A 22,913-nucleotide genomic window follows, 5' to 3' on the forward strand; every position below is an offset into this window, starting at 1 on the left:
CGTGGATGTCCTGACCTTTGCCTGGTCACTTGGCTACAGTCAAATCCGTCGCGAGCTTGAAGCCGCCGGTGAGTTGATACCGGGGCTGCGGCTGCGAAACCTCTGGGAAGAACTGGGCCAGCTCACGGAAAGCCAGCTGGCATCGGCGAAACCCGGCAGGAACGTCGTCGGCGAGTTTTCGGCGATTGGCGCGGCGGAGGAGTCGACGGACGAAACAAGCGGCGGGGTCCTGCGCCGCCGGGTCCGTCATGCCTCCGACGGGAAGACGGTCCTCCAGATGGATTATTTCCGGCCGGATGGAACTGTCGTGGTCTCTGATCGTCGCGACGTCTCCGCCAGGGGAGTCGAGGGCGGGCGGTTGGTGTCCCTGTGCGGTTTCGACGGCCGTCCTGTGGCCTCCTGGAACCAGATCTGGCCGCTCTACCTCTTCTGGCTTGACTGCGTGGTCGCAGGCCGCGAGTCCTTCATGATCGTCGACAGCAAGTCGACCGCCAATTTCATGACCCGCTACCGCCGCGACAACGTCGTCACCATGCACCTGGTGCACAACTCCCACATGGCCAGCGGCGCCATTCCCCCGTACGGGGAACTCAGCCCGACCCGGCGGTATGTGTTCGAGCGGTTGAGTTCCTTCGACTCCGTGGTCTTCCTGACCGAAAACCAGAAAAAGGACGTGGATCTGGTCTTCGATAACCCCCCGAACACCTGCGTGATCCCGAACAGCAGATCTCTTCCCGCAGCGTCGGACCCGGAAGAAGGCCACGCTCCTGAGCTGGGGGTCATCCTGGGGAGCTTGACCGGCCGCAAGAGGCTTGACCACTCCATCCGCGCCGTGGCAGAGGCGAGAAAGTCCTCCGGCGCGGACTACTTCCTCGAGATCTACGGCCAAGGCTCAGAACAGGCCGCACTTTTGAAGTTGATTGACTCGATCGGCATGCAGGACCACGTCGCCTTGCGGGGTTACTCTATTGATGCCCGGCAGGAATTCGAGCGTGCTTCATTTACGCTCCTGACCAGCAAGCTGGAGGGGCAGGGGCTGGTCCTGATCGAGGCCATGAGTGCGGGATGCATCCCCATCTCCTACGACGTGCCCTACGGTCCCGCCGACATCATCCAGGACGGCGTCAACGGCTTCCTCGTGAAGGCGGGCGATATTTCGGCGCTGTCCGAGAGAATCCGTCAACTAAGCACCATGGGCGAGGAAGATCTCAAGAACATGCGCCGGGCGGCGGTCGCCAGGGCTCATGCGTTCAATGACGAGATGGTCGTTCTGAAGTGGGGGGCTGCCATGCGGGACGCGATAGAACGCAAACTGTGGGCCATGCCGGTCCCTCCGGTCCCGAACGTCGCGAACTAGAAACTGTACGATCTGCCCGCGACGGTCCGACGCCGGCTTCCGTTGCGGCTGAACGGCCACTGACTCCCTCACACTAGCCTGCGCCAATTTTGCGCCTACCCTGCGTCTCCTCTGGGCCACCAGCCGATAGCATCATCTCGCTACCTGCCGACAGTTGGCTGGAAAGTACCTGTCAGGTTCTTTCTCGACCGCCGTCAGCAGTTGGACGATGGATCACTTCGGGACAGGATTCCGGTGAGGGTGATCCCTACCTAAGGGTGTCAGATGCAGACCAAACGCTTGCCCAAAGCACTTCGGAAGTCCGCCATCGCGGTACTGACAGCGCTCCTGCTCTTCTCCAGCGTCGCGATCGCGCCCGCATCCGTAGCCTACGATCCTGGGTATGCGGTGCCGGCGGGATTGAAGAGCACGGGGCAGACGGACACGACGGTGAGTTTGTCCTGGGTGAAGTCGGCGAATGTGCCGCGGTATCGGGTGCAGGTGTACACGAAGGCGGATATGAGTGATGCGGTGTATTACCGGTTCACTGATTCGGCGGTGGTGATTCCCGATCTGGCGAAAAGCACGGAGTACAAGTTCCGGGTGCGGGGGATCAGTGCCGATGGGCTGGTGTCCCTGACGGCGTACTCGGCGGCGCTGACGGCGTCCACTGCCTCCACGGCGCCGGCGCCGACGTATGCGGTGCCGACGGGATTGAAGAGCACGGGGCAGACGGACATGACAGTGAGTTTGTCCTGGGTGAAGTCGGCGAATGTGCCGCGGTATCGGGTGCAGGTGTACACGAAGGCGGATATGAGTGATGCGGTGTATTACCGGTTCACTGATTCGGCGGTGGTGATTCCCGATCTGGCGAAAAGCACGGAGTACAAGTTCCGGGTGCGGGGAATCAGTGCCGATGGGCTGGAATCCCTGACGGCGTACTCGGCGGCGCTGACCGCGTCCACGGCGTCCACGGCGCCGGCGCCGACGTATGCGGTGCCGACGGGGCTCAAGACCACGGTTACGGGACAGGGCTCCATCTCGGTCTCCTGGAACGCCGTGGTCAATGCTCCGGGATACCGGGTGCAGGTGTACAGCAGGTCCGACATGAGCGACTCGGTCTACAAGCGGTTCACAGAGGTGTCCGGCGCTATGTCCGGGCTGACTCCCAATACGGCCTATTTCGCAAGGGTCAGGGTCATTGGCACGGCGGGCGAAAACCTCACCGCCTACTCCCCGGCTGTTACATTCACCACGCCCTCTGATTCCATTACAACTCCTACGGGATTCACCGGCACCACCACCCACCGGACAGTTGACCTGACCTGGAACGCTGTCCCCAATGCGCCGGGATACCGGCTGGCAATTGCAACCAAGGCGGATATGTCGGATGCCGAGTGGCGCCGCTATTACGGACCCAACACGGCGGAAATCCGGGGACTCAACGCGCGCACCGCCTACTACTTCCAAGTCAGGGTGATTGACGAGGCCGGGACCGGCCTCAGCGCCTATACGCCGGTGCTGAACCTGGCCACCAAGGCGGAGCCGCCGGCCCCGCTGGCCCTCAGCAACCCGTTGACGGTGGCAAGCTACAACGTGATGTGCGCAAACTGCGCTGTCGAAAGCGACAGCAACCCCAACGCCCTTCCCTGGTCCGAACGGCGCAGCGCCATCGTCGGCAACATCAAGTCACGGATGCCGGACATTATCGGCGTCCAGGAGGCCTCCCAGGGCTGGCTGAACGAGCCCGGCCAGACAGGCGGGCTGTCGCAGTTCGAGGATCTTCTGCAGCGCCTCAAGAACGCCGGAGCCAACTACGCGATCAGCAACAATAAGCGCAACAACTGCGTCGAGTCCACGACACCCACAAATTGCGTTTATGCAGACCAGGGCGCATCGCAAGGGACCCGGATCTTCTACAACGCTGCGACCATCGAAATCGTCAAGACGGGAAGCAAAGCACTTCCCCTGGCCAGCGTCCCGGAAAACCCCCGGTTCTTCGCCTGGGCGATTGCCAAACAGAAATCCACGGGAAAGCTCTTCTTCTTCGGTGACACGCACCTGTCCACCAGCAAGGCCGACGGATTCTATGAACTCCGGAAGCGACAGGCGGAAACAATCGTCAGCGTCATCAAGCAGGAAAACTCCGCCGGCCTGCCGGTCCTCATGACCGGCGACCTGAATTCGAGCAAGTGGCAAAAACCATCCAACGCCCCCTACGACGTCTTCACAAACTCCGGGCTCGTTGATCCGCTGGGCAACGACTACTGGCAGGAGTTCCCGAGCATGGCGGCCACGGCTGAGAAGCGGATCAACACGCACCTCGACAGCTGGAATGGTTTCGAAACACGCGCGCCCGCAACGGACGACAAGTCAGCAAACGGTTCATACATCGACTACATCCTGACGTCCAAGATGCGCGTCTCGCAGTGGGAAACAGTGGCAAACATCGACAGTGCCGGCAACTTCGCCGGGATCATTCCCTCTGACCACAACATGATTGTGGCGAAAGTCGGCCTGCCCTGACCCGCGGCGGGCGGTTCCGTCTCAGGACCTATTGACGACAACAGCTGTGGGCGCCCAGGGCGTCCACAGCTGTTGTCGTACCGCCATCCGGAGAATGGCGTGTTCATTCGGTTACCCGATGCCTGACGTAACTCCGGGCTTCTCCTGGCCCGGCCACAGCGCATCAAAGACCCGGCTCGTGGCGTCCCCGTCGCAGTACGGCGCAAACATCTCCACGAACGCCGCGTACTTGGGCTTGTAACGGCGGGAAACCGACGAGATGTTCTTGATGGACCGCACGACTTCCGCGGTGGTAGTGTGCAGCGGGCCGGGCGCCTTTGCCTCCAGATCGAAGTAGAAGCCCCGGGTCTCGTCGCGGTACCGGGCGATGTCCGGCGTCAGGAAGATGATCGGTTTGCCGGTGACGCAGAAGTCGAACATGACGGACGAATAATCGTTGACCAGGATGTCCGCGGCCGTGTACAGGTCGTTGACTTCGGGGTACTCGGTCACATCAATGACGAACTCGTTGGCCGCCGTCTGCCGCTGGCCGGCAATGTTGTGGTGCCCACGCAGGAGCAGAACGTAGTCGTCGCCAAGCTGCTGCTGGGCTTTCTCGAAATCGAGGTACGTGACCATTTCGTATTGCCGCGAGGCGTTCTTGGCGTCATCGCGCCAGGTAGGGGCGTAGAGAATCGCGGTCTTACCCTCGGGAATGCCGAGCCGGCCGCGGATTGCCGGCCGGTCCTGTTCCATCCGCTTGAGGGTGAGGCTGTCGTTGCGGGGATAGCCGTCGGCGACAACACGCCCCTCAAAGCCGAAGCATTTTGCCAGAACGCCGGCGGCGTAGTCGTTCTGCGCCAGGAGGGCATCCCAGTACTCGGCCTCGCGCCACATGAGGTTCCAGTACGACAGCGAGAAGTTCGTGCGGGCGACGTCGTTGCCGAGCTTCTTGAGGGGGGTTCCGTGCCAGGTCTGGATGTACACCTGCCCCTCGCGCTTGCGGAAGTAGAACGGGAAGTTGTTGTTGTTGATCAGGATTCTGGACTCGGTCAGGAGCTGGTACCACCGCCGGGATCCAATGAGGACCGGTTCGGTTCCTGCGGGCACCGGCACCGCGAAGTCGGCAACAGCCCAATACATCGGCCACTGGCTTCCCCGGCGCTGGAATTCCTCCAGCAGTCGCCGCGGGCTGTCCGTGGCGCGTCGTCCGCCGAAGCACATGAACAGGATCGCGTCCTTGAGTTCGGCCTCACGGCCCACCGTTACCGGGGTGCGCAGCAGCTGCTGGCCGAACCGTCCCACCTCGTCCGCCGCCAAGGGCGGCCGAAGGTGGATGGTCAGGGCGGCGTTCTTGGGGGTGCGGCTCACTCCGACTTCCACCCGGTCGGCCGCTATCCGCCGGGGCATCTGCGACTGAAGCCCGGACGACGCCGGGATCCAGTACCCCTGGTGGTCAGCGACCCCCGGGGGGACGAAGCGCACGCTGTACGCGCCGGCCTCGGGCATCACTTCCTCGCCGCCCCACGGGTGCTGGGGCAGCAGGAAGTCGGCAGTAAACGCGTTGCTTCCGTCGTTGGTCCGCACCGTCAGCGCAACGTCCGTTGCGGGGATGACCGCCTTCCCGCTGGAGAGCACGAAACGGGGCGCGTGGATCACCGGCAGATCCGCAGTGCCCTCGATCCGCAGCGTGCGCTGATCCGCTGACACCTCAACGGAGGAGGCGATAACGCGGGTCGTGCGCTCCTTCAAGGTCACAAACCCGTAGCCGGTCAATCCCAGCCTGAGGCTTCGGGTCTGGTCGGACTGGGCTTCGAGCTCCGAAGAACCTTCCGGCCAGGCAACCGGCCGCGGGGTTTTGAATCCGCTGTCCAAGCGCAACCGCCACTCATACTCGGCGGTCGCGACGGCACCGGCCGCCAGGTCGGGCACGTCGATGACGTAGAACGCCCGGTCGCCGTCCACACTGAGGCAGGTGGCCGTCTCGCGGATGCCGAACTTCGGCGACTCGAGGGAGACCTTCGCGGGCACCGGGGCGGAACGGGCTTCCACTGCCAACTTCAGGGTCCGCCCCGTCAGCTCCAGTGCGGTGGCAACATACTGGGGGGTGACCGGAACAAACGTCAGGCCGGTCGTGGCGGGTCGCATTTCCACGGCCATCCGGGATGCGTCCAGCATGGGTCCCACCGGCAGCGTGCCGGTGGAACCGTTGGCGTCCCGGCGCGTCAGGGGCGCCTCGAACGTCCTGCCGCCAGCAGTGACAGTCAGCAGCACGTGCCACTCGGCGGTGCCGCCGGACCCGGGTCCTTCCAGCATCGCGGCCGGGTCCATGATCGTGCGGAAACCGGCCTCGGCGTAGGAGGTCCAGTTGTCGCCGGATTCCCAATCGATGGACTGGTCCGTGTGGCGCTGCACCGCCAACGCGACAGGTTCCCCGCCGTCGGCGTTAACCAGGGACACCAGAATGGAAAGGTTCCCCTCGACGGGATCCACAGATGAGATGTACGCGTGACCGCCGATTGCCAGGCGGCCGTCAGCCTGCCACGCGAAGTGCGTCATCTTGCTGACCAACCGCAGGTCGACCTCGCGGCAGGACAGGAGCTCCGGTTCGTAATGGGAGAGCTCGGCCAGATACTTGGGCTGCGCCGATAGCGTGGACCCGGTGACCTGGGTGGGGAAGCTGGAGTTGTAGTCGCTCCGGTGGTTGCAGATCCTGACGACGTCCTCCCGCAGGTCCGCGAGGACAGCCGAGAGGATCAGTCGGTTGTGGATTCTGAGGCCGTCCCAGTCCAGCTCCAGGCCTTCACTCAGGCGGCGGACCGTGGTGTGGAGCCGGTCCCAGAAAGCCTGGTCGGTGCGGGGGACCACTTCGTAGAAGCGGAAAAGGCCGTTGCCCAGCTCCTGTGACAGCACCCGCCGGTACACTTCCGGGGCGAGGCTGGGGCGCAACCTGGCGGCGAGGGACTCAAGCCTGCTGAGGCGGTCCTCCAGGTACTGCATTTGGCAGAGCAGTTCGCGAGCCAGAGGGCGGACGGAGGCGTCCGCGGAGGTATTAACGACCTTGAGGTCAAGGATGTCAAACGATTCTGCCCGGGAGTAAAGAGTGGGAACCGCCTCGTACTGCCAGTGCTCACGCCCGGTCGCAATATCGGCGGTTGCCGATGTCCAGAAATCCCGCCGAAAAACCTTGTTGCCGAGGGCGCCGTCACGCAGAATGCCCGGAAGTTCCGAAACAGTCACAGCCGGCCGAGGCTCTGCATGGATGTCCCGCTGCCATACCGGCGTGGTGCTGGTCTTGCCCTTGGCCATTCCGGTCATACCGACGGCGAAGGACGAGCCGCTCTGACGCAGGGACCGGAACATGGGATCCAGGCTCGCCTTTTCGACCACGTCCCCGGCAGTAAGAAACACCAAATAGGGTGCCCGGCTCTGCGCGACGGCGTGGCCACGGGCTGCCTCTTCGCGGGAGCCTGCCAGGGGGAGGTACTTCACCCGGGCGTCGCGCTTCGCAAACTCCCGGACCTGCCCTCGGCCCAGGCCGGCCAGGGAGGTGTCCACGACAATCATTTCCATGGCGGCCGGCTCTTGGCCCACCAGGCTGCGCAACGTCACGGCCGGATCGCCGGCGTCGTCAGTCAGCAGGACGATGACGGCGAGCTGGGCCCGCTGCAGGGGCGCAACGGGCTTCGCCACGGCGGCCCGTTGGAGTTTTGCCAGGCTGGCAGGGTGCGCCACTTTGCGGATCTGCTTTTGCTGCTCCGGCGGCAATGCCCGCCACACACGCCGAAGATTTCTCTTAGCGGCAGCTTTCAGCGCAGCTAGTGCTTGGCTCTGCTTGGGATCTGGCATTCTTGGATTCGCTTCCCTCGTCCGGATCCAACCGGTGGTTGTCACTTCATTTCATTTGCTGCACGTCAATGGTGGTGCGGGGCGCAGCGGCCCGGCGCGTTCAGTCAATAGTGGCACGTCGCCGCGTCCGGCCGTCCGCGGGGCCTACGTCAAAAGGGCTTCCGCAGTATCAGGTCGACGTTCTGGTCCCCTGCGGATCCCGTCACGTCAGAGTGGTCGAGGCCGGGCCGGTTCAACGCCAGTTCAAGGCTTAAGGCAGCCATGGATGCCGGACTGTGAGGTCCTTCATAGAGCACGCTCTCCGGGGCCGAGTGGTCTACCAGGGTTGCGGCAATGGAGAGCGTTCCGTCTCCGTTGTCCATGAGTTCAACCACTCTCGATTGCTGCGGACAATCAATGAGCGACGCCGTCGTGATTTCCCAGAATCCACCCTGCTCAAATTCGGATTCGTGCGGTGTCACCTGGTGCCTGTGCGTGTGGCCGTTCAGCCAGGCCACCACGTTCGGAAAGCGGGAGATGAGCTGCAGTACAGCTGGACGGTCCAGGGGAGGTTCGCCGCTGCCCGGCGAACGCGTGACCTCGTCAAAGTAATGCAGTGGGTGATGGCTGAACAGGACCACGAGTCGATCTTCAATGTCCCTTGCGGTGCGTTTGCCCTTCGGATCGTAGGACTTCGCGGACACACCCTCGAGTTGCTCTTCCAGCCACGCCGCCTGGGCGGCGTCCAGCACTGCCCCGCCGCCGCCGTCGGGACTCGCCGTGTTCAGCATGATGCCGACAACCTGCGGCGATATGTCAAAGGTGTAGTACGGCTGGCCGTCGGGGCGTTGGGGGCCGGACGCCCCGCCAACGCCCCGGCCATTGCCTGCAACAGAATCCATGAAGTCTGCCTTGCTGAACTCGCGGCGGAGTTTGGAGGCCTGCACCTTTCGCGCAGGCATGGACGACATCAGGGCCCGGCGTTCGTTTGCGCTGGACTCATTGACTGTTTCCCAGAAGTCCAATTCGTCGATGCCGGGGGGCAGCCGCATCGGAAGCCGGTCACCGACACGGAGAGTGTCGACGAGGTCGGTTTTCGCCGAAACTGGATCCCCGGCTGAACGCCCGGCCTCGTCGTGGTTTCCGACGCCGACATACCAGGGGAAGTCCGAGCCCTCCGCGCCCACCGGCCTGATGGCCGCTTCGAGGAGCCCCGGCACGGTGGGATAACCGTGAACGGCTTTCCAGTCATCCTGGGGTGCCAGCGAGGGTTCCGGCTCCGGATGCCAGACGTTCTGCGACAGTTCCAGGGGGGCCGGTCCGTGGTCCTGGACACCCTCGTACGTGTCGGCCGGGTGCGATGTCACGGGGACGCCTTTGAATACCCCGACGGCGGCCGACAGTTCGCTGAGGGCAAAGGCGTTCGTGAGATCTCCCGTGGTGACGAGGCAATCCAGAGGACGTTGACTGATCGGGCCGCGTCCGACGGCGTTGAGCTTCCGGACCGTTGCGTCCAACACATGAACGGTGAGCAGGTCCTGCGGCCGGAACAGCCCCGAGGGGGGATACCCGTCGGTGAAATCGAAGTACTGCCAAAAGAAGGACAGCCGCCCGGGGTTGGCTGCGTCGAGAACGTGGCTATCCGTCAGGTGCCCGAAAGCAGCCAGCCCCGTGCGCTCGCCGTTGGCACTGCTGTTGCGCGCGCACAGCTCCTCGCGGACCTGGGTCGCGAGAGCCGGCCCTGGGCCAAGCTGCCGGTAGGGCAGCCGGGGCACGCGCTGCGGTCCGGGGACAACCGTGGCGTCCAGGGTCGTTCTCGGGGAAACCGGGGAAGGCCCCAGGTGCGCGCCGCCGCCAGTGTCCGTGCCTGCCTTGCCGGTGGAGTCGGACAACCCCAGCAGGGTGACTCCGGTCGCACCAGTGAGTGACCACTTGATGGCGTCCCGTCGCGATACTTGCATCCTGCCCTGTTGTCGCACTTGCTGGTGTGGCCCTTTGCTGTTGGGGTCGGCTGGGCGGAGGTCAGGACTGGTGTACAGCAGACGTCACCGGATTGCGGGCTGCCGCTAGATACTCGCGTTGGCCCTGACCAGGTCGTCCGGGAAGTCAACTTCAACGGCGTAGAAGTCGCTGATGTCGACCGGAGTCCATTTGACCTCGTCCTGTTTGATGGTCAGCTCGATTGCCTTCTCGAAGTAGTCCTGGTCGTCGACTTCAATGAGTCGCTTGAGGAGCTTCTTCTTGTCTTTGGAGCTGACAAAGTTGATGCCGACGGCCTCACCGTGGGCTGCGTCGGCAGGGACAACCTTGGACAGTTCCAGGATCTTGCCGTCTGTGTCGGTGGTGTACTTGACTTCCTCGTCCGAGACTGAGGAAATGTCGACGGTGATGAAGGACTCGTCACGCTTGATGTAGGGCAACAGCATTTCAAGAATGTCCGGGTCGAAGACGACGTCGCCGTTCATCCACAACACGCCGCCCTTGGCGGAGTTCCGAAGGGCCTTCAAGAGGCTCTTCGAGGTGTTCGTCTGGTCGAAGTTCTCGTTGTACACAAAGGATGCGTTGGGCACGTGTTCGAGGATCATCTCAAGCTTGAAACCGACAGCAATGGTGAGCCGAAGTTTCTTGCCAAACTTATTCTGCAGGTTCTGGACCTGCTGGTGCATGATGGTCCTGCCATCACTGAGCTCCGTCATGGGCTTCGGGTGAGGACGCGCCAAGCGCGTGCCCATTCCGGCAGCCAGAATTACGGCTTGAATTTTCATTAGTTTCCTCTTCAACGAGTGTGCCTTGGGACGGGGAGCGGCGGGCCGAAGCATCACTCGATCATGCGTCTCGGTACCGTAAAACGGGCCAAGGTGAGCGTCCCCCGCAGAAAAGCATAGCCGCTCGACGGCCGCCCACCCAAGAAAGCCAGCAACCTTACGGTATCTCTGCGTTTACCTCCCCGGCCCCGACTGTTAACTTCCCCGGCCCGGGCTCCCTGCGCTGTCGGTGCGTTGTGGCACTAACCGCCGGTGAACTCGCCGATGCGCGATCCGACGCCGAGAAGCTCTGCAATGGCCGCTACGGTTCGGCCGGCGGCCTCGCCATCCCCGTAAGGATTGACGGCGTTCGCCATGGCGGCGAAGTGCCCGGGGTCCTTAAGCAGGCGTGTCACCTCGGCAACAATCCGCTCCTCATCCGTGCCGATGAGAGCCACAGTCCCTGCCTTGACGGCTTCGGGCCGTTCGGTATTTTCCCGCATCACCAGCACGGGCTTGCCGAGGCTCGGAGCTTCCTCCTGCACGCCACCCGAATCTGTGATCACGAAGTGCGCCAAGGACAGCAGCCGCGTGAACTCGCCATAGGGGAGAGGCTCGGTGACAACGACATTGGCTTTTCCTTCGAGTAGCGGCAGCAACGCGTCGCGCACTATGGGATTCTTGTGGGCCGGCAGGACTATCACCAGTTCGCGCTCGGCGTCGGCGATCCGGGCCAGGGCCCGGGCCACGCCGCGCATCGCGTCCCCCTGGTTCTCCCGGCGGTGGGTTGTGACCAGGAGGATTTTCGTGCCGCCAGCTGCCAGGTCCTCGAGTTGCGGGTCAGTGAAGGGAACGGACTTGCCCACGGTGGTGAGGAGGGCGTCAATGACGGAATTACCGGTAATGACGACGTCTTCCGGCCTGATTCCCTCCGCGATCAGGTTCCCTTTGCTGGTGCTCGTCGGTGCCAGGTGCAGGCTCGCGATCTGGCTGGTGATCTTGCGGTTCGCCTCTTCCGGGAAGGGGGAGCGGAGGTCACCGCTGCGGAGCCCTGCCTCGACGTGCACCACGGGGATCCCGTGGTAGAACGCTGCTATCGCGGCGGCGGTGGAGGTCGTGGTGTCCCCTTGGACCACCACGGCATCCGGCCGCGTGTGGGTGAACAGCTTCTCCAGCCCGTCGATGGTCCGTGTCAGGATGGCGGACAGGGACTGGCCGTGCTGGAGGATGTTCAGGTCGTGGTGGGGCACGATCCCAAAGAGTTCGTTGACCTGGTCCAGCATTTCGCGGTGCTGGCCCGTCACCGTCACGATGCAGCGAAACTGAGGCGAGAGCTCAAGGGCGTTGATCACCGGCGCCATTTTGATGGCCTCGGGTCTGGTGCCAAAGATCGGCATGATGCTGTGCATGGAGGTTCCCCCAAGGATACGCGGGCGGTGCGGTCTGGTAAGACCGGTCGGACGGGGGTTCAGCCCAGAAGCAGAAGGGCAATGACCAAGGCGGGGACGCTGACGGCGACGAGAATGACTGCTATCAGCGCTGCCAGGCGCTTGCGGCGGTAGGCGACTTCCCCGTCGTCGGGGTCCAACGCGGCAGCGCGTTTGGCTGAGGCCGCGCTTCGAGGGGCCAAGGGAATGGGCTCAACACCAGGAACCAGGAGCGTGTCCGGAATTTCCTCGTGGAACGCACGCCGCCGCAGGTGGCGCGGGGCCGCCACTGGCCGGGGAGCATCGTCGGCGGGAACATCCAACAGCCGGTCCTCCTCGCCTCAATACATCGTCACAAGGCTGAGGGACTCAACCTGATCGCCTCCAATTCTTACATTCCCGTCCGCTGATCCGTGCATTCCGGCCGCAGGGACACATCAATCAGGCCTCCGGTTTCAATGACAAACCGCCGCAGCCACTGCCCCGGACTCAGCACGGGATGGGAGGCGACCATCTGGACGTCCGCCGTCGTGCACTGCTCAATCAGCCGTCCGGCACGGGTGGCGTGGTAGCTGGACGTCACCACGGTGACGGACTTCCACCCGTTTGCGCCAACAAGGCCGGCAATGATCTCTGCCTCACTCCGGGTGTCCATGCCACCGGGGCGGAAACAGACCAGTCCCGGACGGGGGAACACGGCCGAGTTGCAGATATCGTCGGCCGCCGCATTGCCCAGGGTGTCCGTGTGGGACAGCACCAGCACCGGTGCTTCGAGCTGGTCCCGGAGCTTCTGCGCCACCGGCAGGCGTTCGGATGCGGCCCCGCCCAGCACGATCACGGCGTCCGTGCGGTGCACGCTCAGGGGATCCACGTTGACGAACAACTGGATGGCCACCACCAGCCACAGCATCACGGCGCCGGAAACGGCGCCCAGTACCCAGCGGACACGCCGGGGTGCGGCGTTCAGCGCGGGCAGTGGCGGGGGCATGCCTACGAGTCTCGCATGGCCTCGCGGGAGCGTGGAAAACGTTGCCAGCGCGGCGCCTTGGGACAGTTTTGCCAGGAGACCCCGAAGCAACGAGCCTCCGCTGTTGTTGTCGCCCCGCGGTAGCGTAGGGCTGTGCCTGAACACAAGACTGTCCCCCCGTTTAAAGCGACCTTGCAAGGGACCCCGCCTGGAGCGATCCTGCCCAAAGCGCCCCTCACCGTAGCGGAGCTCTCCGAATCCGAGCTCCTGCAACGCATCTTCCCGCGCCTGCACTACGGCCAGGAACACAACCCGTCCCTGATCCTGGGCCCGGGCGACGACGCCGCGATCGTGGCAGCCCCGGACGGTCGGACAGTCTTCAGCATCGACACCCAGGTGGCCGACCAGGACTTCCGGCTCGAATGGAACAACGGCTACCGGACCACGGGCTATGACGTCGGCTGGAAGGCGGCCGCGCAAAACCTCAGTGACATCAACGCCATGGGGGCCCGCGCCACCTCCCTCGTCGTCAGCCTCACCATGCCCCCGGACACTCGGGTCGCCTGGGTCGAGGACTTCGCCGACGGACTCAGTGCCGGCATCCGGGAACTGGGCGCCCCGGACTGCGCCGTGGCCGGGGGAGACCTCGGCCGGGGCCGCGAACTGGCTGTCAGTGTGGCGATTCTCGGCACGCTCGACGGCGGCTCACCCGTGCTTCGCTCCGGCGCCCGCGCGGGGGACATTCTGGCGCTGGCGGGGACTGTGGGGCGCGCCGCGGCGGGTCTCGCACTGCTGGAATCGGCAATCCCGGTCGAGGCGCTGACCAAGTTGCAGCGCGCCCTGATGGACACCCAGTGCCGGCCCCTGCCGCCGCTGACGGGAGGACCGCTGGCCCGGGATTCCGGCGCCACGGCCATGATGGACATTTCCGACGGGCTGGTCCGCGACGGCAACCGGATGGCTTCCGCCAGCCACGCCGTCCTGAACCTGGACGCGTCGGTACTGGAGCAACTGGCGGTTCCGCTCCTGCCCGCCGCCGAACTGCTCGGCACGGATCCGATGACCTGGATCCTGGGCGGCGGCGAGGACCACGGACTGTTGGCCACATTCCCCCCAGGTCTTCAGCTGCCTCACGGTTTCACTGCGATAGGCTCGGTAGAAGCCCCTGCACCAACGGACAGCACGGGCGTCAAGATAGCGGGCAGGCCCGCTGACACTGTGGGATGGGATCACTTTGCAGACTAAAATTGCCGCCAACGCGCAAGCGATGAAGCGGTGGTTGAGCAAGGCAGAAACGACGCTTGGAAACCACAGCGACCGCCTGAACGCCATCAACATCTTCCCCGTCGCCGACGGGGACACCGGTACCAACCTCTACCTCACGGTGCGCGCCGCCGCCCAGGCACTCCACGGCCTTGACACCGCCGCAATACCGCAGATCACCGCGAATCCGCCCGTCCGTTCCGTTTCTCCGGCGGATCCAGCCCAGAACGACGTCGGCGCCATCCTGGCCCGGGCGGGCCTGGCCGCCATGGAGAAGGCCCGCGGCAACTCCGGCACGCTGTTCGCCGTTTTCCTGTGCGCCGCCGCCGAACCCCTCGCCGGCCACTCCCGGCTCAGCGCCCCGCTGCTGGCCGCCGCGCTGAACCGGGCCCAGCTCCGGGCCTGGTCCGCGTTGAGCGACCCGGTTCCCGGTACCATGCTCTCCGTGATGGAAGCCGCCGCCCGCGCCGCGGCCGCCGTGGATTCGGCGCACGACGGCGACGACAGCAACCACACCCTGGGCCTGGCCCTCGATGCCGCCGTGGAAGCCGCCCTCGCGGCCGTGGTGCGCACGGAGGACCAGCTGGAGGCGCTGCACGCCGCCCATGTGGTGGATGCCGGCGGCGTCGGGATGCTGCTGATCCTCGACTGCCTCCGCTCCGCCGTCCTCGGTGAGGAACTCCAAGACCAGCTTCTGGACGGCCTGCACGGCTACGACGTCCAGGACCCGCACATCCACGCCGGCATGCCGCGGGACGATGGCGTGGAAGTCATGTGCACCATCACTCTGTCACCGCTGGACGCCGCCATGATGCGCCAGCGGCTCGACGAAATGGGCGACTCCGTCATCATGAGCCAGGTCAGCGGGGCAGCCGACGCCTTCGGGGCCTACCGCTGGCGCGTCCACGTTCACGTGCCGCACGCCGGGCCCGCCGTGGCCCTGATCCGGTCGCTCGGCGAACCCTCGGACATCAGCGTCAGCGAGCTGGCCGTGCCGGAAGCCGAACCCCGCGACGCCGGTGACCGTGAACCCGCAGGACAGGTCCCCGACGGACATGAACGCTGACCTGGTCAACGCCGAACTGGGGCTGGACCTTGAACGCCGGATCGGCAAGCGCTCCGCGGCGGTCATCGAAAAACACCTCGGCATCACCACCGTCGGCGGTCTGCTGAACTACTTCCCCCGCCGCTACATGAACCGCGGTGAACTCACACCCATCAGCGAAGTTCCGCTCGACGAGGAAGTCACCCTCATTGCACGGGTGGTCAGCAGCAGCACCCGGTTTATGAAGACCCGCCGCGGCTCGCTGACCGACGTCGTGATCACCGACGACGCCGGCGCCGCGGCCCCCGGGACCGGGATGGGCGGCGGCACCCTGAAGGTGAGCTTCTTCAACGGCCACCGGGCCAAGGCCGAGCTGCAGCCGGGCCGCCGCGCCCTGTTCTCCGGAAAGATCACCCGCTACGCCGGCGCCCTCGGGCTGACCAACCCCGACTTCCAGCTGCTGGACAAGGACCCGGACATGCCCGGGATGGACCCGGAGAAGCTCGCCGCCATGCCCATCCCGGTGTACCCGGCCACCGCCAAGCTGACCAGCTGGTCCATCCAGAAGGTCGTCGAAACGCTGCTGGACACCGCGGACCTGGCCGCGGTGCCCGATCCGCTGCCGGAGGAGATCACGGCCCGGGAGAAGTTCGTGCCGGTCGCCGACGCCTACCGGCTCATCCACGCCCCGCACGGCCCCGCCGACTGGCAGCGCGCCCGGGACCGTTTCCGCTACCAGGAAGCCCTGGTGCTCCAGTCCGCCCTCGCCCGTCGCCGTGCCCAGCTCGCCGCCGAGGAGGCCACCGCCCGCCGTCCCGCGACGGCGGGGCTGCTGACCGCCTTTGACCGGCAGCTTCCGTTCACCCTGACCGCCGGCCAGGCCGCCGTCGGCAAGACACTGGCCGGGGAACTCGCCCAGGACTCGCCGATGAACCGTCTGCTCCAGGGCGAGGTCGGGTCCGGCAAGACCATCGTGGCCCTGCGCGCCATGCTCCAGGTGGTGGATGCCGGGGGACAGGCCGCCCTGCTGGCCCCCACCGAGGTGCTCGCCGCGCAGCATTTCGAATCGATCCGCCGCACCCTCGGGCCGCTGTCCCGCGACGGCATGCTGGGCGGTCTCGGTCCCGACGCGGTCCAGGTCACGCTGCTCACCGGTTCCATGCCCACCGCGGCCCGGAAACAGGCCATGCTGGACGCCGCCTCCGGAACCGCCGGGATCGTCATCGGCACTCACGCCCTGCTCAGCGACAACGTCTCCTTCTACGACCTGGGCCTGATCGTGGTCGACGAGCAGCACCGGTTCGGCGTCGAACAGCGCGATGTGCTCCGGTCGAAGGCCAGCAAGCCCCCACACCTGCTGGTCATGACCGCCACCCCCATCCCCCGGACCGTGGCCATGACCGTGTTCGGCGACCTCGAAACGTCCGTCCTCGACGAACTGCCGGCCGGCCGCGCACCGATCACCACCCATGTCGTCGGGCTCGCGGAGCACCCGGCGTGGGCCACGCGCATCTGGAGCCGCGCCCGGGAAGAGATCGACGCCGGCCACCAGGTGTACATCGTCTGTCCCAAAATCGGCTCGGACGACGACGGCGACTTCAGTCCCGGCGAGGCCGAACCGTCCGCCGCGGACCTGGACGGCGACAACGGGGCCCGCGAGCTGGCCTCCGTGACCGGTGTCGTCGAACTCCTGCGGGACGAACCGGCCCTGGCCGGTGTGCCCGTGGCGCCGCTGCACGGCCGGCTGGACCCGGTGCTCAAGTCCGAAACCATGGCCTCCTTCACCGCCAACCAGACCAAGCTCCTGGTCTCCACCACCGTGATCGAAGTGGGCGTGGACGTCCACAACGCCACCCTCATGGTGATCCTGGATGCGGACCGCTTCGGCATCTCGCAGCTCCACCAGCTCCGCGGCCGGGTGGGACGCGGCGGGCTGCCGGGCACCTGCCTGCTCGTCACCACTCTGGAACCCGGCCACCCGAGCCGCCGCCGGCTCGACGCCGTCGCGGCCACCACCGATGGCTTCGCACTCTCCCAGGAGGACCTCAAACTGCGCCGTGAGGGCGACATCCTGGGCGCCTCCCAGTCCGGCGGCCGGTCCACGCTGAAGCTGTTGCGGGTCCTTGAACACGAGGACGTGATCGCCCGGGCCCGGCAGGACGCCTGGCAGATCGTCGGCGGCGATCCGTCACTGGCCGCCCACCCCGTCCTCGCGGCGGCGATCGACGAATACCTCAATCCGGAAAAGGAGGCGTTCCTTGAACGCGGCTAACACCATCCATGCATCCAGGGCGGCCCGGCCATGAGCCGCATCATTGCCGGGGCCGCTGGTGGAACCACCCTGGTCAGCGTCCCGGGCTCGTTGACCCGGCCCACCACGGACCGGGTCAAGGAGGCCCTCTTCTCAAGGCTGGACGCCTTCGAGGTGATCGCGGACGCCCGGGTGCTGGATCTCTACGCGGGGTCCGGTTCACTTGGCGTGGAAAGCGCCAGCCGCGGCGCGCAGAGTGTGGACCTGGTGGAATCCGACGGCAAGGCCAGCGAGGTCTGCCAGCGCAACGCGGACCTCGTCAACACCGTCGCGCGGCGCAAGGTCGTCACCGTGAACCGCTCCAAGGTCGACTCGTTCCTGGACCGGACCCGGGAGGCCGTCCGCTGGGACCTCGTCTTCCTCGATCCGCCCTACCCGCTCGACGAACCGGCGCTGGGCGGGGTGCTGGCCAAGCTGCTCCCGCACCTGGCCGAGGGCGCCGTCGTCGTGGTGGAGCGCTCATCCCGTACCTCCGAGCCGTCCTGGCCCGATGGAATGGAACGGTTTGCGGAACGGAAGTACGGGGAGACAAAGCTCTGGTTCGCCGAACCCAGCGCGGAAGAGGGCCCGGACCTCGAGTTGGAGCAGGCGGCTGACACCGACGGTAGCTAGGCGCGACCGGTTACGGCGGGCCGGCGATCGTGATTAGCGCCTCGACGGTCTCCTCCAGCGGCTGCCTCGTGTCCAGCTCATGCGTTGACCCGGCGCGCAGCAGCGGCTCCACCTCGGCGATGTCGCGCAGTATCTTCGCCCGCTCGGCCGGGGACTTCCCGAAATCGTTGCCCGTCCGGGTGCGCAGGCGCTCGAGGATCACGCTGACGGGCGCGCTGAGGAGCACCACCGCGTCGAACCGGTCATAGAAGCGTCCCTGGTTGGCGACGGTACCCTGCACAAACAGGGGCCCGGGCCGCGGCCGGGACAGCAACCCGTCCATCAGGGGCTCGTGCCACAGCGGCTCGCCGCCGTCCCGTGTGATCCAGCCGCCGTCATCGGTGTCCACCGTCTCGAAACCGCGCCGCGCGAGTTCTGCCAGCACGGAGGTCTTGCCGGCGCCGGACATGCCGGTCAGGAGAAGGGCGACCATGGGACCTCAGCCGGACTGGTCCGAGAGCCCGTCGAGCCCGACGCCGGACAGCACCTTCGCGGGGTGTGGCCCGCGGGCGGTGAGTGCCGCCGTCCATACCGCCGGCCAGGGCCCCTGCGTTCCGGTCAGGATGATATTGCCCGGGTAGCGGCCGCTGAACATGCCTGCCTCGGCAAAGGCGGACACGTCGGCTACCGCCCGGCGCAGCGCGGCAACCTGGCTCCGGACCAGCGTGAGTCCGGGTTCGTCGCCCACGTTGACGATCAGCACGCCGCGGGGACTGAGTTTCGCTGCCGCCTCGCGGTAGAACCCGGTGCAGGCGATGTGCTCGGGGGCTTCCGGACCGGAGAAGATGTCAAGGATCACGACGTCGAAGCGCAGTTCCGGGGGCAGCTCGGCCAGGGCGTCCCGGGCGTCACCGATCAGCGGGTGCAGCTCCGTGCCTTCGGGCAGGGGGAGCTGCTGCAGCACAAAGTCCAGCAGTTCCCGTTCCAGCTCGACCGCGTACTGCACCGAGCCCGGGCGGGTGGCCTGGATGTAGCGCGCCAGGGTCAGCGCACCTGCGCCAAGATGCAGGGCCATGATGGGTTCGCCCCACGGTGCCGCAAGGTCCACCACGTGCCCGATCCGGCGCAGGTACTCGTAGAAGATGTCCGAGGGGTCCGCCAGGTTGACATGCGACTGTTCCGCCCCGCCGATGCTGAGCACAAAGCCGCCCTCGGTGAAGGCATCGGGCTCGATCGTGGCGTGCTGGCCGGTGGTGCGCAGGAAGCGCACGGCGGCGGGCGTGTCCGCCATCAGAGCCTGTCGCGGAGCGTCGCGAGCCGTTCGGCGGCTTCCTGCAGCACATCAATCCGTTTGCAGAACGCGAAGCGCAGCAGGCTCCGGGTGCGTTCGGCGCCTTCCGGGTGGCAGAACACCGGCACCGGAATGGCCGCGACGCCCACCAGGGCGGGCAGCCGGCGGGCCAGGTCGACGGCGTCGGAGATGCCAAGCGGCGCGGTGTCGACGTTGACGAAGTAGGTGCCCTGCGGCGTGAAGACATCCAGGCCCGCGGCCCGCAGCCCCTCGCTGAGGATGTCGCGTTTGAGCTGGAGCGTATCGGCGATGCCGGCATAGAACTCATCCGGCAGGCCCAGCCCGGCCGCGATGGCGCTCTGGAACGGGGTGCCGGAGCTGTAGCTCAGGAACTGCTTCACCGTGCGAGCGGCGGAGACCAAGTGCTCCGGTCCGCTCAGCCAGCCGATCTTCCAGCCGGTAAAGGAGAACGTCTTCCCCGCGGAGGAAATCGTCAGCGTGCGGTCCGCGGCGCCCGGCAGGGTGGCCACCGGGATGTGCCGGGCACCGAAGATGAGGTGTTCGTAGACCTCGTCGGTGATGATGATGGCGTCGTGTCGGACGGCGAGTTCGACGACGCGTTCCAGCACCTCGCGGGGGAACACCGCACCGGTGGGGTTGTGCGGGTTGTTGACCAGCACGACCTTCGTGCGGCTGCTGAACGCCGCTTCGAGGGCATCCAGGTCCGGCATGAAGTCAGGGGCCAGCAGCGGGGCGGTAACGTGGCGGGCGCCGGAGAGACCGATGATGGCCCCATAGGAGTCGTAAAACGGCTCGAAGGTGAGGACCTCATCGCCCGGACCGACGAGGGCGAGCAGCGAGGCAGCGATGGCCTCGGTGGCGCCGGTGGTGACGATGATCTCCGTCTGCGGGTCGGGTTCCAGGCCGTAGAAGCGCTCCTGGTGGAGGGAAATCGCCTCGCGCAGCTCAAGGATGCCCTTGCCGGGGGCGTACTGGTTGGCGCCGGCGGCGATGGCCGCCTGCGCGGCGGCCTTGATCTCCACCGGGCCGTCCTCGTCCGGGAAGCCCTGACCAAGGTTGATGGCGCCGGTCTGCAGTGCGAGGGTGGTCATTTCCTCGAAGATCGTGACGCCGAGCGTGCCGTCGGCGGAGAGCAGGTTGGCGCCGGTCGCGGTCCGCTGCCACGGTGACTGCATCGGGGAGCTCATCGGGTGCCCACCTTCTCGCCGCGGCCGGTGAACTTGTCCATGGTGGAGTAGATCCCGAAGACCTTCCCGAGATCCACGCCTCCGGACACGGTGAAAGGAATGCTCGATGCTGACATTTAGCCATGTTATCCCGGTCCGCGGCAGCAATACGGTAGGTTCGGAGCATGAGACGCGCCGTATGCCCTGGCTCCTTCGACCCCATCCACAACGGCCACCTGGAAGTCATCGCCAGGGCCGCCGGCCTCTTTGACGAGGTCATAGTGGGCGTCTCCACGAACTACGCCAAGAAATACCGCTTCACGCTCGAGGAACGCATCGACATGGCCCGGGAAACCCTGGCCTCCCTGCGCGGCATTGTGGTGGAGCCGGTGGGGGACGGGCTCCTCGCCGAGTACTGCCGGCAGCGGGGCGTGGACGCCATCGTTAAGGGGCTCCGTTCCTCCTCCGACTTTGACTACGAACTGCCGATGGCGACGATGAACCGCCAGCTCACCGGCGTCGAAACGGTCTTCCTGCCCGCCGAGGGCCACTACCTCCACCTGTCCTCCACCCTGATCAAGGAAGTGTTTACCCTGGGCGGCAACGTGTCCGAGTTCGTGCCCCGCTCGGTGCTGAAACGGCTGACCTCCGGCGAGCCGGTCCGGGATCAGCCGCGCAGAGGGTAGGCTTGATCGGTACTCGGCGGCCTGCTGCCGGTTGCGCGGCCCGAATTCAGAGCAGCTTGCGGTGAAAAACCGCAGGCGTGCCCCCGGTTTGAGTCCGTCCGGAAGATCAGGCTAAGATAGTACGTCGGTCATATGTTCAACAGGAGTTCTCATTAAACGAGATGCTAGTTCGCCCTTGGCGTTCGACGTCAAGGACCTCGGACGCAGTCCGGGAAGCATGCGGACGCTGACGGAACATGTACCCGCACCGGGTGATCTCGGTGTGGCACTCATTGGCGTGCAGGAAGGCTCGGATGTCGAGCTGGATCTGCGGCTTGAGGCCGTACACGAAGGAATTTTGGTATCAGGAATCGCAAACGTCGAAGTTACTGGCGAATGCGGCCGATGCCTGGATCCCCTTGCGTATGACCTAGAGGTCAATGTGCAAGAACTTTTCTTCTACGAGGACGCTGAGTTCTCGGACGAAGAAGACGAAGAAGAGCAACGTCGAGTCGAGCACGATCTGATCGATCTTGAGCCGGTGTTGCGGGACGCAGTTGTAACCATGCTGCCGTTCCAGCCGGTGTGCCGGGAAGACTGCCAGGGCCTTTGCTCCGAATGTGGAGTTCGCCTGGAAGACGAGCCGGGGCATCACCACGAGGTGGTAGATCCTCGCTGGGCTGCCCTAGCTGACTTGGCTAAGCCTGACCGGCAAAACTGATTTGTAAGTGTTGGACTAGAGAGAAATGAGTTAGCCGTGGCTGTCCCGAAGCGGAAAATGTCTCGCTCGAATACCCGCGCCCGCCGCTCCCAGTGGAAGGCAACCGCCCCCCACCTGGTGAAGACTGTCGAGAACGGCCAGGTCACGTACAGCCTGCCGCACCAGGCAAAGGTCGTTACCGACTCGGCTGGCACCGCGCTGTTCCTTGAATACAAGGGCCGCAAGGTCGCAGACGTCTAATCCGCCAACCGGCTGAATAAGATGTCTTCAACTGAAGAGCTTCTGAAGCGTCTCGGTGTCACTATTGACGCCGGGACGCTTCGTCTTGCGCTCACACACCGTTCCTACGCCTACGAAAACGGCGGCATCCCCACCAACGAACGCCTTGAGTTCCTGGGCGACTCCATTCTGGGGTTCTCGGTAACCGACGCGCTGTACCGTGACAACCCCACGCTGCCGGAAGGGGACCTGGCCAAGCGCCGCTCCGCCGTCGTCAGCACCCGGGCCCTGGCGGGGATCGGCCGCAGCATCGGTCTTGGCGATTACATCTACCTTGGGCAGGGCGAAAAGCTCACCGAGGGCAAAAACAAGGCCTCCATCCTTGCCGACACAATGGAGGCGCTGATCGGCGCCACCTATGTCTCCAACGACATCGAGACGGCGCGCCAGCTGGTCATGCGTCTGGTCGGGCCGCTGCTCAAGGACGCTGCCGCGCTCGGCGCAGGCACCGACTGGAAGACAAGCATCCAGGAATTGGCGGCCAGCCGGCAGCTCGGGACGATCAATTACGCCGTGGAGGGCTCCGGGCCGGACCACGCCCGGACCTTCGAGGCCATCCTGCGGATCGGCGGTAACGACTACGGCACCGGCTCGGGCAACTCCAAAAAGGAAGCCGAGCAGGAAGCTGCCGCGGACGCCTGGCGCAGGCTGTCGGCGCCGTCGGCTGCCGCGCCCGAAGCAGTGGCCCCCGTCGAAGCAGTGGCGCCCGAAGCGCAGCAGCTGCAGTCCCAGACCGGCACCTAGGCACGCTCC

At 65.5% G+C, this 22,913-nt stretch carries 19 protein-coding genes; 10 read left to right on the forward strand and 9 right to left on the reverse strand.

Annotation, left to right across the window (positions count from 1 at the left end; genetic code table 11):
* The first annotated feature begins 1 nt into the window (after position 1).
* Positions 2-1,357 (forward strand): glycosyltransferase, encoded by a 1,356-nt coding sequence (locus ACZYZ5_RS15315; protein ID WP_463902782.1) that lies wholly within the window; start codon positions 2-4, stop codon positions 1,355-1,357.
* Positions 1,358-1,621: 264 nt separating this feature from the next.
* Entirely contained in the window at positions 1,622-3,862 is a 2,241-nt protein-coding gene (locus ACZYZ5_RS15320) for a fibronectin type III domain-containing protein (protein WP_463902784.1), read from the forward strand.
* Positions 3,863-3,973: 111 nt separating this feature from the next.
* Here the strand turns inward: ACZYZ5_RS15320 and ACZYZ5_RS15325 are convergent, their stop codons facing one another.
* The 6 genes from ACZYZ5_RS15325 to ACZYZ5_RS15350 all read right to left on the reverse strand — a co-directional run bounded on the left by ACZYZ5_RS15325 (position 3,974) and on the right by ACZYZ5_RS15350 (position 12,828).
* The gene (locus tag ACZYZ5_RS15325; RefSeq protein ID WP_463902785.1) at positions 3,974-7,621 is read right to left on the reverse strand and encodes a CDP-glycerol glycerophosphotransferase family protein; all 3,648 of its coding nucleotides are present in this window, start codon (positions 7,619-7,621) and stop codon (positions 3,974-3,976) included.
* 218 nt (positions 7,622-7,839) lie between these two features.
* Positions 7,840-9,630, reverse strand: coding sequence for a TIGR03767 family metallophosphoesterase (locus ACZYZ5_RS15330; protein ID WP_463902786.1), 1,791 nt, complete (start codon positions 9,628-9,630; stop codon positions 7,840-7,842).
* Positions 9,631-9,735: 105 nt separating this feature from the next.
* On the reverse strand, positions 9,736-10,434 hold the full coding sequence (locus ACZYZ5_RS15335; protein WP_463902788.1) for a phosphocholine cytidylyltransferase family protein: 699 nt from the start codon (positions 10,432-10,434) through the stop codon (positions 9,736-9,738).
* 242 nt (positions 10,435-10,676) lie between these two features.
* On the reverse strand, positions 10,677-11,822 hold the full coding sequence (wecB, locus tag ACZYZ5_RS15340) for a non-hydrolyzing UDP-N-acetylglucosamine 2-epimerase (protein ID WP_463902789.1): 1,146 nt from the start codon (positions 11,820-11,822) through the stop codon (positions 10,677-10,679).
* Between the two features lie 59 nt (positions 11,823-11,881).
* Entirely contained in the window at positions 11,882-12,043 is a 162-nt protein-coding gene (locus tag ACZYZ5_RS15345; RefSeq protein ID WP_463902790.1) for a hypothetical protein, read from the reverse strand.
* 188 nt (positions 12,044-12,231) lie between these two features.
* On the reverse strand, positions 12,232-12,828 hold the full coding sequence (locus ACZYZ5_RS15350; protein ID WP_463902792.1) for a YdcF family protein: 597 nt from the start codon (positions 12,826-12,828) through the stop codon (positions 12,232-12,234).
* A gap of 171 nt (positions 12,829-12,999) precedes the next feature.
* Between ACZYZ5_RS15350 and thiL the strand changes: the two genes are divergently transcribed.
* From thiL to rsmD, 4 genes are read left to right on the forward strand one after another with little or no spacing between them, the layout of a single operon-like run.
* Entirely contained in the window at positions 13,000-14,052 is a 1,053-nt protein-coding gene (gene thiL, locus ACZYZ5_RS15355; protein ID WP_463902794.1) for a thiamine-phosphate kinase, read from the forward strand.
* Positions 14,053-14,074: 22 nt separating this feature from the next.
* Positions 14,075-15,136: a DAK2 domain-containing protein gene (locus ACZYZ5_RS15360; RefSeq protein ID WP_463902879.1), complete on the forward strand. Its 1,062-nt coding sequence runs from the start codon at positions 14,075-14,077 to the stop codon at positions 15,134-15,136.
* Entirely contained in the window at positions 15,126-17,387 is a 2,262-nt protein-coding gene (locus ACZYZ5_RS15365) for an ATP-dependent DNA helicase RecG (protein ID WP_463902796.1), read from the forward strand. The genes ACZYZ5_RS15360 and ACZYZ5_RS15365 overlap by 11 nt, the downstream gene beginning before the upstream one ends.
* A 30-nt stretch (positions 17,388-17,417) precedes the next feature.
* Positions 17,418-18,038, forward strand: a complete 621-nt coding sequence (gene rsmD / locus ACZYZ5_RS15370; protein ID WP_463902799.1) for a 16S rRNA (guanine(966)-N(2))-methyltransferase RsmD — start codon at positions 17,418-17,420, stop codon at positions 18,036-18,038.
* Between the two features lie 10 nt (positions 18,039-18,048).
* Here the strand turns inward: rsmD and ACZYZ5_RS15375 are convergent, their stop codons facing one another.
* From ACZYZ5_RS15375 to ACZYZ5_RS15385, 3 genes are read right to left on the reverse strand one after another with little or no spacing between them, the layout of a single operon-like run.
* Complete coding sequence (locus ACZYZ5_RS15375) at positions 18,049-18,510, reverse strand: AAA family ATPase (RefSeq protein ID WP_463902801.1); 462 nt, start codon at positions 18,508-18,510, stop codon at positions 18,049-18,051.
* A gap of 6 nt (positions 18,511-18,516) precedes the next feature.
* Positions 18,517-19,308, reverse strand: coding sequence for a spermidine synthase (locus tag ACZYZ5_RS15380; protein WP_463902802.1), 792 nt, complete (start codon positions 19,306-19,308; stop codon positions 18,517-18,519).
* Entirely contained in the window at positions 19,308-20,516 is a 1,209-nt protein-coding gene (locus tag ACZYZ5_RS15385) for an aminotransferase class I/II-fold pyridoxal phosphate-dependent enzyme (protein WP_463902804.1), read from the reverse strand. The genes ACZYZ5_RS15380 and ACZYZ5_RS15385 overlap by 1 nt, the downstream gene beginning before the upstream one ends.
* A gap of 164 nt (positions 20,517-20,680) precedes the next feature.
* Between ACZYZ5_RS15385 and coaD the strand changes: the two genes are divergently transcribed.
* The 4 genes from coaD to rnc all read left to right on the forward strand — a co-directional run bounded on the left by coaD (position 20,681) and on the right by rnc (position 22,904).
* Positions 20,681-21,181 carry a pantetheine-phosphate adenylyltransferase gene (gene coaD, locus ACZYZ5_RS15390; protein WP_463902806.1) on the forward strand — a complete coding sequence of 167 codons (501 nt, stop codon included), beginning with the start codon at positions 20,681-20,683 and terminating at the stop codon, positions 21,179-21,181.
* A gap of 175 nt (positions 21,182-21,356) precedes the next feature.
* Positions 21,357-21,881, forward strand: a complete 525-nt coding sequence (locus ACZYZ5_RS15395) for a YceD family protein (protein ID WP_463902808.1) — start codon at positions 21,357-21,359, stop codon at positions 21,879-21,881.
* A 36-nt stretch (positions 21,882-21,917) separates the two neighbouring features.
* A complete protein-coding gene (gene rpmF / locus ACZYZ5_RS15400) occupies positions 21,918-22,121 on the forward strand; it encodes a 50S ribosomal protein L32 (RefSeq protein WP_009356569.1) in 204 nt (67 codons plus the stop codon).
* A 21-nt stretch (positions 22,122-22,142) separates the two neighbouring features.
* Positions 22,143-22,904 (forward strand): ribonuclease III, encoded by a 762-nt coding sequence (gene rnc, locus ACZYZ5_RS15405; protein WP_463902810.1) that lies wholly within the window; start codon positions 22,143-22,145, stop codon positions 22,902-22,904.
* Positions 22,905-22,913: the final 9 nt, after the last annotated feature.

The sequence above is a fragment of the Pseudarthrobacter ribosi genome, from assembly GCF_055412865.1.

Excerpts from the sequence above, each read along its gene's own strand:
- ACZYZ5_RS15380 (WP_463902802.1), bottom strand. The coding sequence starts at position 19,308 with ATGGCGGACACGCCCGCCGCCGTGCGCTTCCTGCGCACCACCGGCCAG.
- ACZYZ5_RS15335 (WP_463902788.1), bottom strand. The coding sequence starts at position 10,434 with ATGAAAATTCAAGCCGTAATTCTGGCTGCCGGAATGGGCACGCGCTTG.
- ACZYZ5_RS15375 (WP_463902801.1), bottom strand. The coding sequence starts at position 18,510 with ATGGTCGCCCTTCTCCTGACCGGCATGTCCGGCGCCGGCAAGACCTCC.
- ACZYZ5_RS15385 (WP_463902804.1), bottom strand. The coding sequence starts at position 20,516 with ATGAGCTCCCCGATGCAGTCACCGTGGCAGCGGACCGCGACCGGCGCC.
- ACZYZ5_RS15330 (WP_463902786.1), bottom strand. The coding sequence starts at position 9,630 with ATGCAAGTATCGCGACGGGACGCCATCAAGTGGTCACTCACTGGTGCG.
- coaD (WP_463902806.1), top strand. The coding sequence starts at position 20,681 with ATGAGACGCGCCGTATGCCCTGGCTCCTTCGACCCCATCCACAACGGC.
- rnc (WP_463902810.1), top strand. The coding sequence starts at position 22,143 with ATGTCTTCAACTGAAGAGCTTCTGAAGCGTCTCGGTGTCACTATTGAC.
- ACZYZ5_RS15365 (WP_463902796.1), top strand. The coding sequence starts at position 15,126 with ATGAACGCTGACCTGGTCAACGCCGAACTGGGGCTGGACCTTGAACGC.
- ACZYZ5_RS15320 (WP_463902784.1), top strand. The coding sequence starts at position 1,622 with ATGCAGACCAAACGCTTGCCCAAAGCACTTCGGAAGTCCGCCATCGCG.
- ACZYZ5_RS15350 (WP_463902792.1), bottom strand. The coding sequence starts at position 12,828 with ATGCCCCCGCCACTGCCCGCGCTGAACGCCGCACCCCGGCGTGTCCGC.
- ACZYZ5_RS15360 (WP_463902879.1), top strand. The coding sequence starts at position 14,075 with ATGAAGCGGTGGTTGAGCAAGGCAGAAACGACGCTTGGAAACCACAGC.
- rsmD (WP_463902799.1), top strand. The coding sequence starts at position 17,418 with ATGAGCCGCATCATTGCCGGGGCCGCTGGTGGAACCACCCTGGTCAGC.
- wecB (WP_463902789.1), bottom strand. The coding sequence starts at position 11,822 with ATGCACAGCATCATGCCGATCTTTGGCACCAGACCCGAGGCCATCAAA.